We start from the raw sequence: 14,636 nt of genomic DNA on the forward strand, positions 1-14,636 counted from the left end.
TCTTGCCTCATTTTCCGCAAGATCAACTCTTACCTACAACTTTAGCTTATACTTCCAATTACCTTTAAATAACACCCCTTATGCACAACACAATAGAACAGGAGTTTACAGTAAAGTTTAGGTATGGGGTATACTTTACACAAAGCCTTTTTGCAAGCGATAACAACTTGCTTACTGATATACTAACACAAAATCATACGTCAGGCTCACTGGCTAAAGTACTTTTTGTGGTAGATAGTGGCGTAGCCAATGCAAACCCGGAGCTGCTGCATCAAATAAACGATTACGCTACCAACCAGGCGCAAAGTATAAACCTGGTGGCTGAACCATTGCTGATTCCTGGTGGTGAAGAATGTAAAAACAACCCGATCTACCTGCAGCAGATACTACAGGCGGTAAATGAGTTTGGCGTTTGCAGACATTCTTACTTAGTAGCTATCGGCGGTGGCGCTATCTTGGACCTGGCTGGTTTTGCTGCTACCATAGCACATCGTGGCATCCGCCACATCCGAATCCCAACTACTGTGCTGTCGCAAAACGACTCCGGTGTGGGTGTAAAGAACAGCATCAACGCCTTTGGCAAGAAGAATTTTATTGGCACGTTTGCCCCTCCGATTGCGGTAATAAACGACAGCAAATTTCTGCTTACCCTGGAAGACAGAGATTGGAGAGCCGGTATATCTGAAGCTGTAAAAGTAGCCTTAATAAAAGATGCCGCCTTCTATCAAAGTATAAAAGAAGATGCCCTTAAACTGGCAAACCGAGACTTGGAGGCAATGCAACGCCTGATTCACCGCTGCGCTGAGTTGCACGTGCAACACATCGGCGGTGCCGACCCGTTCGAAACAGGCTCTTCTCGCCCGTTGGACTTTGGGCATTGGGCAGCTCACAAACTAGAGCAATTAAGCAACTATAACCTGCGCCACGGAGAAGCAGTAGCAATTGGCATTGCACTTGATGTTACGTATTCATACCTGAAGGGTATGATTACACAGGAAGAGTGCCACGACATCCTAGACCTACTGCAGACACTAGGCTTTGAACTCTATACTCCTGAGCTACTCGACCAGCAAGACCCTTTCAGCCAGCTATCCATCGTGAATGGCTTACGGGAGTTTCAGGAGCACCTGGGCGGACAACTTACTATTATGCTGTTGAACAAGATCGGGGAAGGCCAGGAAGTACACGAAATAGATGACCTGCTTTTATTAAAAGCCATACAGCAATTACATGTAAATCATCAGCCGCAGGTACTAGCACAAGCGTAAGTATATGACTGAGGACTATGTGACAAAAGATAAAAGGCTTTAATAGTTATGTTGATGATAAAATCAAAGTCTTTTGTAAAGTGGTCCATCATCAAAATATTAAAAATCTCACCTTATATCACCTTAAACAAGCATGCAGTTAGCTAAAGGATACCACCTCACGTATTGCACCAACATCCACCCCGGTGAAACATGGGAGGAGGTATTCCTTTCGCTAAAGCAATACCTGCCACCGCTTAAAAAAGAACTATCTCCTGATAAACCTTTCGGTATCGGACTGCGCCTGTCTAACCAGGCAAGCGAAGAGATTCTGCTCAACAACAAGCTACAAGAGTTTAAAGAATGGCTGCAGCAGGAAGATTTGTACGTTTTTACGATGAACGGTTTCCCGTACGGTGGTTTTCATCATCAGGAGGTAAAAGATAAGGTGCACCAACCCGACTGGACCACACCCGAAAGAGTTTCCTATACTATTCGCCTGGCAACTATTCTTGCTGAGTTACTGCCAAACGGTATGGAAGGAGGTATTTCCACATCACCTCTATCGTACAAACCCTGGCTTTTGGAAGCCGATAAATCTAAAATGGACTCTGTTTATACTACTTGCACAAATAACCTGCTACAGGTAGTGGAAGCATTGCTGGAGCTTAAACAGAAGAAAAACAAAACCATTCACCTGGATCTGGAGCCAGAGCCGGATGGATTATTGGAAAACTCGAAAGAAGTAATAAATTATTACCAGGAGTGGCTGTTACCATTAGGGGCAAAAAAGCTACTGCAAAGTAAGCAGCTACACACACAGGAGGCAGTTGAGGCTATTTACACACACCTGCAGCTTTGCTACGATGTTTGCCATTTTGCTTTAGCTTATGAAAGGCCTGCTGAGGCATTCGCAAAACTAAAGCACGCCAACATCCGAATTGGTAAAATTCAGTTAAGTGCCGCGCTTAAAACAAACCTGCCAACTGACGTGGAGGTACGTAGCGAAATAGCAGAAACCTTAGCCACTTTAGCCGAATCTACTTACCTGCACCAGGTTGTAGAACGCAGCAGCGATGGCGAAATAACACAATATCCGGATCTAACATTTGCGCTGCAGCATATCAGAAAACCAAATGCCGTAGAGTGGCGCACACACTTCCATGTTCCACTATTTACAGAAGAGTATAACGGTTTGCAATCTACACAGCAAGATGTGGCAGCAGTATTACAGCTCTTACAGGAGCAACCGGTAACGCAGCACCTCGAGGTAGAAACGTATACCTGGGAGGTGCTTCCAGAAGAAATCAAAACAGACCTATCAGAATCCATCTACAGAGAAATGGAGTGGGTTCTGCAAAGTATAAACCACGCACAAGATGCAGAAGACAGTAGTACTGAACGTAGTCGGTCTTACCAAATCACTAATCGGTAAAAACACTCCTTTTTTGGCTAAATGGGCAGCACAGGCACAGCAGGCAAGTATAAAACCTGCCATACCGGCTGTAACTTGTACTGCCCAGAGCACTTATTTAACCGGCAAATGGCCGAGCGAGCACGGCATTGTATCCAATGGCTGGTACTTTAGAGATGAAGATGAGGTAAAGCTGTGGCGACAATCGAACAAATTGGTGCAGGCACCCAAAGTATGGGAAGTTGCCAAAGCAGCCAACCCGAACTTTACTGTAGCCAACATGGGCTGGTGGTACAATATGAACACCACTGCCGACTATACGTTAACACCGCGCCCGCAATACCTGGCCGACGGTCGCAAACTACCCGACTGCTATACCCAACCTGCCGACCTGCGTGATACGCTGCAGGCAAAGCTGGGTACTTTCCCGCTGTTCAATTACTGGGGTCCGAAAACAAGTATAAAGTCGAGCAAGTGGATTGCAGATGCTTCTAAGATAACCGACGATCTGTACAACCCCACGCTTACGCTCATCTACCTGCCCCATTTAGATTACAACCTGCAGCGCCTGGGCCCATCGGACCCGCGCATTGCCAAAGACCTGCAGGAAATTGATGCTGTAGTAGGTGATCTAATCTCATTTTATGAAGCGAAGGGCGCGCAGGTAATGGTATTGTCGGAGTATGGCATTTCGGATGTAAACCAGCCGGTGCACCTGAACCGTGTGCTGCGCCAGCATGGCTATATTCAAGTTCGCAACGAACGCGGCACCGAATTACTCGACACTGCCATGAGCACAGCCTTTGCCGTAGCAGACCACCAGGTGGCGCATGTGTACATCCACGACAAATCTAAAATAGCTGAGGTACAAGCGCTGCTGCAACAGCAGAACGGTGTAGCCGAGGTATTGGCCGGCGAAGAACGCGATAAGTATAACCTGGCCCATGAACGTTGCGGAGAATTAGTGGTAGTAGCCAAGCCTAATGCCTGGTTTACCTATTACTTCTGGCTAGATGATAAAAAAGCGCCGGACTATGCCCGCATGGTGGACATCCATAAAAAGCCTGGTTACGACCCGGTAGAGATGTTCATCAACCCGAAGATTAAATTTCCGGTGCCATTGGTAGTGGGAAAGCTTCTAAAGAAAAAGCTAGGATTCAGAACAGTTCTTGATATCATTCCGCTGGATGCCACCTTGATAAAAGGCTCTCATGGCGTGCTGCCCGAGGATAAAAATGAATGGCCGGTGCTGCTCACAAAGTATAAACGGGAGTTGCCAACTGAAGTGCAGGCTATAGATGTGTTCCATCTTATACTTGCTCACCTGCAGGCAGAAGTACCAAAAGCAAAGGCAATGGAAAACGTATAAGAGGCTGTTTTGATTTTATTGTTGGAAGCGAAAAGGTGGGTTTCCGGGTTTTGGCGAGGCTCCTTTTGAGTGGCATAGCAGCGCTATGGCGCGAAAAAGAGGAGAAGCCAGGTTCCGAGAAATTCCCTTTGCAGCCCAATGAATAAATTCAAAACAGCCTCTAAGAAACGTTTTGCGCTGATACTTTATGATCAGCATTGTCTCGTGCCATAAACAATAATCCCCTTGAGCCGTTTTGTATAGAGCCTGTTACGCACGCGATCTCATATGAAACGAACCTATCAGCCTATCGAAAACTATGGATTGATTGGAAACCTGCACACCGTAGCGCTGGTTTCCAAAGCAGGTTCCTTGGATTATCTCCCCTTTACACATTTCGACTCTCCTTCCATCTTTGCAGCCTTGCTCGACAAAGATAATGGCGGTTATTGGAGCATTGCACCTACAGCCAAAGGCGTACATTACAAACAATTATACTTACCTGATACAGGTGTACTGCTCACGCGATTTTTTACCGACAGCGGAATGGCCGAACTGACAGACTTTATGCCTGTAAAAAAGAAGGAGCAGAATTGTGCTGTGGTCCGCATTCTTAAGATCATAAAAGGCCAGATAGAGTTCGATATGGACTGCCTGCCTCGGTTCGACTACGCACGTGCCAAGCATGAGGCCACCAGGGGGAAAGATGATATCTTTTTCCAGAGTAAAGGCCAGGACGGATACCAGTTCAGGTTTATGAGCAACCAAAATGTCAGGCTTCGCAAAGGTGACGTGCATGGCAAATGGACCTTAAAGCAAGGCGAATCTGCTGTGTTCGCCATAGAAGCTGTGCCGCAGGACGAAAGTATGTTTGAGCGTAAAGACCTGGAACATTATTCAGAGGAGGCGTTTGAGGCTACTGTAACTTTTTGGCGGGATTGGATAGAGCAAAGTACGTACAAAGGCCGCTGGCGGGAGATCGTACACCGTTCGGTCATCACCCTAAAAATGATGACATCACTGGAACACGGCTCCACCATTGCAGCAGCCACCTTTAGCCTACCCGAAACCATTGGCGGAGACCGTAACTGGGACTATCGCTATACCTGGATCAGGGATGCAGCCTTTACGATGTATGCCTTTCTCAGGCTTGGCTTTACAGAAGAGTCCAGGGCCTTTCTAGCCTGGCTGATGGAGCGCTGTAAAGACATGAAAACCGCATCCGACCTGCAGCTTATGTACGCCGTGGATGGCAAAACAATGTTGGAAGAAACAGAACTGAAGCACCTGGAAGGGTACATGGGTTCAAGGCCCGTACGCATCGGCAATGCTGCCTACAAGCAGTTTCAGCTGGATATTTACGGCGAACTGATAGACACCATTTACCTCTACAACAAGCATGGCAAACCAATTACCTACGAGTTCTGGAAAAACGTTTGCCTGTTCGTGGATTACGTTATAGAAAACTGGGAACGGAAAGACCATGGTATCTGGGAAGTACGCCACGATAAAAAAGAGTTTCTGTACTCGAAAATGATGTGCTGGGTAGCGCTGGACAGGGCCATACTTATAGCCCGTGACCGCTCTTTCCCGGCCCCGCTGGATGAGTGGCAGCAGGTGCGCGACAAGATATACAAAGAGATATTTGAGAATTACTGGAGTGAAGAACGGCAGGCGTTTGTGCAGTACAAAGGATCACAAGTGCTGGATGCCTCTGTACTTTTAATGACGCTGGTGCGCATTTTAAGCCCTGCCGAACCCAGATGGAAAGCTACGCTGAAAGCTATAGAAGACCACTTATTATCAGACTCGCTGGTTTACCGGTACCTGCAGAAAGACGGCGCTACAGATGGATTTGACAGCGATGAAGGTACTTTTAGCCTTTGCTCGTTCTGGTACATCGAAAGCCTTGCCAAAAGCGGTGAGGTAGAAAAGGCCCGGCTTCACTTTGAAAAGATGCTAGGGTATGCCAATCACCTGGGTTTATACTCAGAGCAGATCGGTTTAAAAGGAGAACAGCTTGGCAATTTTCCCCAGGCTTTCACGCACTTGGCCCTTATCAGCGCCGCCTATCAACTTAACCGGGACCTGTCTGGTGACAGAGATCACCGCAAACCATAAGTATGAGCATACAAGAAGACAAAAGACTGGAAGACAAAGTAGCCGTTGATACAGGAGCAAGTTCGGGTATTGGCCAAGTATAAAATCAGGGTGAATGCCATCTCACCCGGAGCTATTAAAACAGACATCAACAAAAAAGAATGGGAAAGTGAAGAAGGCCTTAAAATGACGCTTTCTCAGATACCTTATGGCCGCATTGGCGAACCCGAGGATATCGCCAAAGTTGCCACGTGGCTGGTTACAGATGACGCTGATTATATTACGGGCACTACCATTTACGTAGACGGAGGCATGACACTTTTCCCATCATTTAACGAATAGTACATGACAAAAGCAGCACATATTAAGCGCTTAAGGAGTAATACTGTAAAACTTTTTGTTAATTGTGTAAGTTTACTTGCCTCGTGCCGTATACCTTTGCAACAAGTATAACCCAAAACATGAAGTTTTACCGCCAGATCATATTGCTAACCCTTACGCTGCTTGTGCTCGTTTCTTCGACGGGTATGGCGGTGGGCATGCATATTTGTGGCGGCGAACTGCGCGATATTACTTTCTTCGGTATTGAGGCTGATTGCCCGATGGAGAAAGAAAAGGAGGTTGTACCTCCCTGCCATGCTCCTAAACAGGCCGCTGACGACGAAGCCTGCTGCGAAGACCACCAGGTTATTGCAGAGCGGTTGGATGTAGCTGCCAAACACAAAGCCTTGTCGTTTAACAAACTGCAGGACCTCCAGCTGATGGCTGTGATAAAGGCAGTTGTACTTCAGTTTTATACTTCTGATGCAGACCCGGAGCCGCGCTACGCGCTTTACGAGTCTCCCCCGCTGGTCCGCGACATAACGGTGTTGGTGCAGTCCTTCCTGCTATAAATTCCGCTTTTTTCGATGTATACCTGCCTCTGCGGCTGGTATAGTTTGCTGCTGTCTTTTCAGTAGCTATACTTCTTGTATTCAATCGAATAAAGCATGTTAAACAGCATTATAAAATTTTTCCTGGAGCAGAAGCTGGTTACGGTTTTACTGCTTTTACTTATAGTTGGCTGGGGTATTGTAGTGGCTCCCTTCAACTGGAACGTAAATTTTCTGCCCCGCGATCCGGTGCCTGTAGACGCCATACCGGATATAGGTGAGAACCAGCAGATCATCTTTACAGAATGGATGGGACGTTCTCCGCAGGACGTGGAAGACCAGATCACCTATCCGCTTACTACTTCTTTGTTGGGGATGCCGGGTGTAAAAACCATTCGCTCTACCTCCATGTTCGGTTTTTCGAGCATCTACGTCATCTTTGACGAGGATACCGAATACTACTGGAGCCGCTCCCGCATACTGGAGAAATTAAACTCCCTGCCAAACGACCTTTTGCCCGATGAAGTAACGCCAAAGCTCGGTCCGGATGCCACCGCGCTGGGGCAGGTATACTGGTATACTTTGGAGGGCCGCGACGAGAACGGCAAACCAGCCGGCGGTTGGGACCTGCACGAGCTGCGCACCATCCAGGACTATTATGTACGGTATGCTTTGTCTGGTGCCGAGGGCGTAGCGGAAGTAGCTTCTGTGGGTGGTTATATAAAGGAGTACCAGGTAGACCTTGACCCTATTGCCATGAAGGCCAACAACATCTCGATGATGGAGGTGATGACGGCCCTGAAGAATAGTAACCAAGATGTAGGCGCCAATACCGTCGAGATAAACCAGGTAGAGTACCTGGTGCGTGGTCTGGGCTATGTTAAAGACTTATCTGACATTGAAGATGCCGTTGTAAAAGTAACCTCCAACGTACCAATCCGCATCCGCGACATTGCACGCGTAAACATTGGCCCCGCCGACAGATCGATGCTGGGCATACTGGACAAAGGCGGTGCTGAGGCTGTGGGAGGTGTGGTAATTGCCCGCTATGGCGACAACCCATTAGCCGTGATCGGCAACGTGAAAGAGAAGCTGGACGAGATTGCTGCCGGTTTACCAAGTAAAAAACTTGACGACGGACGCACCTCCAAAGTTACCGTAGTGCCTTTCTACGACCGTACACAACTGATCAACGAAACGCTGGGCACGCTCAACTCAGCTATTATACTTCAGATCCTGATCACCATTATCGTGATCATCGTGATGGTGTACAACCTGCGTGCTTCCCTGCTGATATCGGCTCTGTTGCCATTGGCGGTGCTGATGACGTTTATCATGATGAAGTACTTCAGCGTAGATGCCAACATTGTAGCCTTATCGGGTATTGCCATTGCGATTGGTACGATGGTGGATCTGGGCATTATTCTCAACGAAAACATCCTGCGGCACATGGAAGAGGCTCCTCCGGGGCAATCGCTGCTAAAAACGGTGTACAATGCCACTACCGAGGTTGCCACGGCCATACTTACAGCAGTTTCCACGACTATTGTCAGCTTTTTGCCGGTGTTTACGCTGGAGGCTGCAGAGGGTAAATTATTCGGTCCGCTGGCCTTTACCAAAACCTTTGCGTTAGTGGCTTCACTTATCTTCACTATTCTTATCATGCCGGCATTTGCCCATACGGTGTTTGGGCTAAGGTCGAGAAACGTAGCCTGGACCAAGGTGATGAATATCGTATTACTGGTCATCGGATTTATAGCCTTGTTTATACTTCCGCTGGCAGGTGTTACGCTTATACTTGTAGCCATCAATAACCTGCTTAACTACTACCAACCAGAAAAGTATGGCCGATACCATACGTTGGCCATGGTGGGCATTGCGGTTGTGGCGGTTAGCTGGCTGCTGGCATCGGAATGGGTACCGTTGGGTGTATCAGTTAGTTTGATCGTTAACTTCCTGTTCATCCTGCTTATCATTGGATTGGTGCTGGGCACCTTCTCCCTGTTTATTCGGGCTTACCCGCGTATATTAATGTGGTGCCTTGCCAACAAGGGTAAATTCATGACCATCCCTGCTTTTATTATGTTGCTGGGGCTGCTCATCTGGGTTGGCTTTAACAGCGTGTTCGGTTGGGTGGCCAATGGCTTTGATAAGACCGGCTATAACATCAGAACATCCTCTCCCTGGAGAGGGCTGGTGCATACTTTCCCGGGTATGGGCGAAGAGTTTATGCCTTCCCTGGATGAAGGTGCTTTCCTGCTGATGCCTACTTCGATGCCGCACTCTGGCGTAGAGGCCAATAAGCGCATTGTGCAGCAGCTGGATATGATGATCACGGCCATACCTGAGGTTGAAATGACCGTAGGCAAAGCCGGCCGTGCCGAAACGGCCCTCGACCCTGCCCCTATGTCGATGTATGAAAACGTGATCCAGTACAAGTCAGAGTATAAGACAGATGCCAATGGTAAAAAACTCCGCTTTAAAGTAGATGATGACGGAGAGTTTGTACGGGATGCAAGCGGTGAGTTGATCGAAGACAAAAGGGGGGAATACTACCGCCAATGGCGCGACCACATCAGAACACCGAATGATATCTGGGACGAGATCGTGAAAGCAGCCAACATACCGGGTGTTACTTCAGCCCCTAAGCTACAGCCAATCGAAACACGACTCGTGATGCTGCAAACCGGTATGCGTGCCCCAATGGGTGTAAAAGTATACGGCCCCGACCTGAAAACCATTGAGGACTTTAGCCTGCAGCTGGAGCGGCTTTTAAAAGAAGTGCCTTCGGTTAAACCTGAGGCCGTATTTGCCGACAGATCGCTGGGTAAACCCTACATGGAGATTGAGCTGAATCGCAAAGCCATGGCACGCTATGGTTTAAATGTGGTCGATGTACAGGAATATATTGAGGTGGCGATGGGAGGTATGGCGCTGACCACGACAGTAGAAGGCCGTGAACGCTACTCTATTCGTGCCCGCTATGCCCGTGAGTACCGAAACGACCCGGAATCTGTTGACCGCATTATGATCACTACGGCAGGTGGCGCACAAATTCCTTTAGGCGAAATTGCAGAAGTAGTATACCGCCCCGGCCCGATGATGATCCGTGGTGAGAACTCCTTCCTAACGGGTTATGTGCTACTGGACAAGCGAGATGGTTTTGCAGAGGTATCTGTTGTGGAGGATGCGCAGCGTTATCTAAGCCAGAAGATAGAAACAGGTGAGTTGGTAGTACCAGCTGGCGTGAGCTACAAATTCTCGGGCAACTACGAGAACCAGGTACGCGCCGAGAAGCGCCTGGCAATTGTTATTCCGCTGGCTTTGCTGATCATCTTCCTGATCTTATACTTCCAGTTCCGTTCCGTTTCTACTACCCTGTTTATTTTCACGGCCATTGCCATGGCGTTCTCAGGTGGTTTTATGATGTTGTGGCTATACGGACAGGACTGGTTCTTTAATTTCTCGTTTGGCGACACCAACATGCGGGAGTTGTTCCAGATGCGCGGTTTTAACCTCAGTGTGGCTGTTTGGGTGGGCTTTATTGCGCTATTCGGTATTGCTACTGACGATGGTGTAGTAATGGGCACTTACCTGAAGCAGAGCTTTGACAAGCTGACGCCGGAATCAAGACAGGAAGTACGAAATGCAGTACTGCAGGCCGGTATGCGCCGCGTGCGTCCGTGTTTAATGACAACAGCCACTACCCTGCTGGCGCTGCTGCCTGTGCTTACCTCCTCAGGCCGTGGCTCTGACATTATGATACCAATGGCTATCCCAACCTTTGGCGGTATGACGGTAGCCCTGATCACACTCTTTATTGTTCCCGTGCTCTACAGCTGGCGGGAAGAGTTGAAAGTTAAGAAGTATCGAAATGAGCAAAATATATCCCAAACAGATGAAATCTAAGAGAGAAAGACCTTTGCCATGTGCACTTTACGACGGTCCACTGTCCGAGCGTTCAGCGAGTTTGGAGCGTCCCCGAATCAAGTTCGGGATGTACCACTTGATTTTTTGTCCCGAAAGCCTTCGGGGGCCCAGCCGGCGAGGCAAAAGCTGGCAGAAACGAAAAGCAGAGATATAATGAAACATTTTATAAGTAGCATTCTACTCCTCCTTCTATCCCCTATCATACTACAGGCACAAACCCTGGATGATTACCTGATAGAAGCAGGACAAAACAGCCCACAACTCAAGGCCCGCTATGCGGAGTACGAAGCTGCATTGCAACGCGTGCCCCAGGTGGGTGCTTTACCGGACCCGGAGGCTAATTTTAACTTCTTTTTGAAACCCATGGAGCGCTTTATGGGAGAGCAGATCGGCGAGGCCTCTGTGATGCAGATGTTTCCGTGGGTCGGCTCGCTGGGCGCAGCTAAGGACGAAGCCTATTACATGGCCCAGATGAAACTGGCTACTTTCAACGAAGTCAAGATCAACCTCTACCATAGCGTCCATACTTTCTGGGTGAACATCTACCGCATAGAAAAAGAGGCAGAGCTGCTGGAGAGAGAGCTGGAGTTAACCAAAGCTCTGGAAAGAATTGCGCTGGCAAAGTATAAATCAGCTCCAGCCGGCAATGCTTCCGGTGCCTCCAGACAAAGTACGCCAGCTCGTACAAGTATGGGCAGCACCACTGCCACAGGCAGTGGCTCTTCGGCCATGGATGGCATGGGCGGTAACGCAACTGGCAGCACTCCCGCCAGTACAGGTAATAGCAGCATGAGCGGCGGCAGTATGGCTTCTACATCGATGGCAGGTTCGGGTACTTCCATGGTTGATGTTATCCTGATACGGATGCAGGTAAAGGACCTGGAGAACAGGCTACAGCTGCTCCGCGATTCAAAAACGCCACAGGTAATCGCCTTTAACAATATCCTGAACAGAGAGCAGAATGCAGCGGTACAAGTGCCCGACACACTTCTGCCAACGGAGTTGCCAGCGTCGCTTTCACTGATACAGGACTCTATCCGACAGAACCACCCCATGCTTAAAATGTATGAGTGGGACGAGAAAGCAAGAGAAGCACAGTACCGCATGGCACAGCTGATGGGCAGACCAATGATCGGCATAGGCTTGAACTATATGGTATTCAGACCCCGTATGGACGAATCTTCTCAGATGACAATGGGTGGTGAGAACATGGTAATGCCGATGGTATCTGTAACGCTGCCGATTTACCGGGGAAAGTATAACGCAGCCAAACGCGAAGCCGAGTTATCTAAAAAAGCGGCGACTTACCAGAAAGAGGCAACCGAAAAGCAGTTGTTTTCTGAGCTGAGCCAGCTGCTGTACGAGTACCAGCGCACTACCAGCACCTTAAATTTGTTACAGGATCAGATACAACTGAACGAGCAGGCAATCCGCTTACTTACCACCAACTATTCTGTGGCAGGTGCCGGCATTGAAGATATTTTGAGGCAGCGGCAAAGTATACTTAGCTACAAGCAGCAGCAATTGCAGGCCATTGTAGACCAGCAGTCTGCGGTGCACAACATCAGCCGCTTAATGAACACCCATATTTACACCGTATCTCATGACACCACGAAATAAAAGAACCTTAAAATACTTGGCAGTAGCCCTGGGCGGCCTGCTGCTTGGCTGGCTGCTTTTCGGAGGAAGAACCACTGAAGAAGCACACGACCATGCCGGTACAGAGGCTGGCGTGACGGAGTACACCTGCTCCATGCACCCGCAGATCCGCCAGAACGAGCCGGGCAAATGTCCGCTATGCGGCATGGACCTGATACCTGTATCGGCGGCTGGTAGCTCAGGCGAAGCAAGCCCTTATGTGCTGGAAATGACACCGGAGGCTATTGCCCTTGCCAACATCCAGACTACTGCGGTTCAACCTGCCAATGCCGGGAACGAACTTACGCTATCCGGTACCGTGCAGCTGAACGAGCAAAAAGTATCTTCTATTACAGCCAAGTTTCCGGGACGTATCGAAAGGCTGTATGTAAACTTTACGGGCCAGGAAGTACGCAGAGGCGAAAGGCTTGCATCGGTATACGCTCCGGACCTGATCTCGGCGCAGCGTGAGCTGCAGGAGGCGTCTAAGTCCAGAGACCTGATGCCGGAACTGTACCAGGCTGCCAGAACAAAACTAAGGCTCTGGAACCTGTCTAACAACCAGATACAACGCATTGAAAATGCGAATGAGCTGATCACCAACTTTGATATTTACTCTGATGCGGCAGGTGTGGTAACCCAGCGGAGTGTAGCTGTTGGCGATTACGTAAGTACCGGAACAGTTATGTTTGAAGTGGCAAACCTGTCGTCGGTTTGGGTGGTGCTGGATGCGTATGAAACAGACCTTGCCTGGGTAAAAGAGGGCTCGACGGTTAACTTTACCGTACCGGGTATTCCGGGCAAAGAGTTTACAGCAAAGGTTGCATTTGTTACGCCGGTGCTGGATGCCAGCACGCGTGCCGTGCAGGTGCGTGCCGAGGTTGCCAACCCGGGTAATCAGTTAAAACCAGGTATGTTTGCCAACGCAAGTATAAAAACTGCAGCACAGACTAAAACCAGCAGCAGTGCCCTAGCGGTGCCACGCACTGCCGTACTCTGGACCGGCAAACGCTCTGTGGTTTACGTTAAGCTTGACCAAGAAACACCAGCCTTTGAAATGCGCGAAGTAACACTGGGGCCACGTTTGGGGGATTCGTACCTGGTAGAAGGAGGCCTGAGTGCAGGCGAACAGGTGGTAACCAACGGTGTTTTTGCCGTGGACGGTGCAGCCCAGTTAAGCGGAAACTATAGCATGATGTCGGCTCCGGCAACTAAGACTATGGAGGTACCTGCAGCCTTTCAAGAGCAGCTAAATAATGCATTAGAAAGCTATTATACGATGAAAGATGCTTTAGTAGCTTCTGATGCAGCAGCAGCCAGCAAAGCAGCGGCGAGTTTCACAATGGTGTTAAATAAGGTAGATATGAGCCAGCTGGATGGCAGCACTCATGCCAAATGGATGCAGTTACTACCTACTATGGAATCAAGTGCAGCAGCTATCCAAAAAGAAAAGGCAGTAGAGAAACAGCGTAAGAGCTTCGAAACCATATCCATTCACCTGATTGATGCTATCGAAACCTTTGGCATTACAGAAGATGCTGTATACAAGCAATGGTGCCCAATGGCTAATAATGACCAGGGCGCTTTCTGGCTAAGCGATCAAAAAGAAATTCGTAACCCATACTTTGGCCAGACAATGCTAACTTGCGGCGAAGTAAAGCAAACTTATCGCAAAGGCCAGCGTGTGGCAGATGCAAAAGAGCCGGTACCGGCAAGGGAGCATGTGCATTAGCAGGATGGGATGAGGTACACAGGTGTAAACACTGCCCCTCTGAGAGGAATTTGGGAAGACATCATCACCTGCCCTTTAAATATAACTTTGGATTCCCACAGCTTAACTGTCATCCTGAAATGATCTTGGTAGAAAAGGGTTTAAGCATCTGATAATCAGAGTTAAAATAAATATGTTAACTATTTCAACCTAGTTAAAAACTTAGGTACGGGCTTCAAACCCGCACCAAAAAAGAGAGCAAAGACGGATGAAAGATTGTTGCAGAACCGGAGACGAGGAGCCGGAACCAAAGTATAAAATATGGCTGAAACGGCTAGTATATGCCGCCATTGGGGCTATAGTAACTTTAATAACA

At 48.6% G+C, this 14,636-nt stretch carries 9 protein-coding genes; all 9 read left to right on the top strand.

The features are described 5' to 3' along the window. Positions 1-80: 80 nt before the first annotated feature. Positions 81-1,268 (top strand): 3-dehydroquinate synthase, encoded by a 1,188-nt coding sequence (locus WG943_RS00460; RefSeq protein ID WP_340406072.1) that lies wholly within the window; start codon positions 81-83, stop codon positions 1,266-1,268. Positions 1,269-1,401: 133 nt separating this feature from the next. Next, positions 1,402-2,682 carry a metabolite traffic protein EboE gene (eboE, locus tag WG943_RS00465; protein WP_340406073.1) on the top strand — a complete coding sequence of 427 codons (1,281 nt, stop codon included), beginning with the start codon at positions 1,402-1,404 and terminating at the stop codon, positions 2,680-2,682. Next, a complete protein-coding gene (locus WG943_RS00470; protein WP_340406074.1) occupies positions 2,627-4,030 on the top strand; it encodes an alkaline phosphatase family protein in 1,404 nt (467 codons plus the stop codon). The genes eboE and WG943_RS00470 overlap by 56 nt, the downstream gene beginning before the upstream one ends. 267 nt (positions 4,031-4,297) lie before the next feature. Further along, complete coding sequence (locus WG943_RS00475) at positions 4,298-6,130, top strand: glycoside hydrolase family 15 protein (protein WP_340406075.1); 1,833 nt, start codon at positions 4,298-4,300, stop codon at positions 6,128-6,130. A gap of 45 nt (positions 6,131-6,175) precedes the next feature. Beyond that, positions 6,176-6,451: an SDR family oxidoreductase gene (locus tag WG943_RS00480; RefSeq protein ID WP_340406077.1), complete on the top strand. Its 276-nt coding sequence runs from the start codon at positions 6,176-6,178 to the stop codon at positions 6,449-6,451. Between the two features lie 119 nt (positions 6,452-6,570). Next, entirely contained in the window at positions 6,571-7,002 is a 432-nt protein-coding gene (locus WG943_RS00485) for an HYC_CC_PP family protein (RefSeq protein WP_340406079.1), read from the top strand. A gap of 96 nt (positions 7,003-7,098) precedes the next feature. Further along, positions 7,099-10,890: an efflux RND transporter permease subunit gene (locus WG943_RS00490; protein WP_340406080.1), complete on the top strand. Its 3,792-nt coding sequence runs from the start codon at positions 7,099-7,101 to the stop codon at positions 10,888-10,890. Positions 10,891-11,064: 174 nt separating this feature from the next. Further along, positions 11,065-12,531: a TolC family protein gene (locus tag WG943_RS00495; RefSeq protein WP_340406081.1), complete on the top strand. Its 1,467-nt coding sequence runs from the start codon at positions 11,065-11,067 to the stop codon at positions 12,529-12,531. Then, the gene (locus tag WG943_RS00500; RefSeq protein ID WP_340406082.1) at positions 12,515-14,281 is read left to right on the top strand and encodes an efflux RND transporter periplasmic adaptor subunit; all 1,767 of its coding nucleotides are present in this window, start codon (positions 12,515-12,517) and stop codon (positions 14,279-14,281) included. The genes WG943_RS00495 and WG943_RS00500 overlap by 17 nt, the downstream gene beginning before the upstream one ends. Positions 14,282-14,636: the final 355 nt, after the last annotated feature.

It is taken from the genome of Pontibacter sp. H249 (genome assembly GCF_037892465.1).
GTDB lineage: Bacteria > Bacteroidota > Bacteroidia > Cytophagales > Hymenobacteraceae > Pontibacter.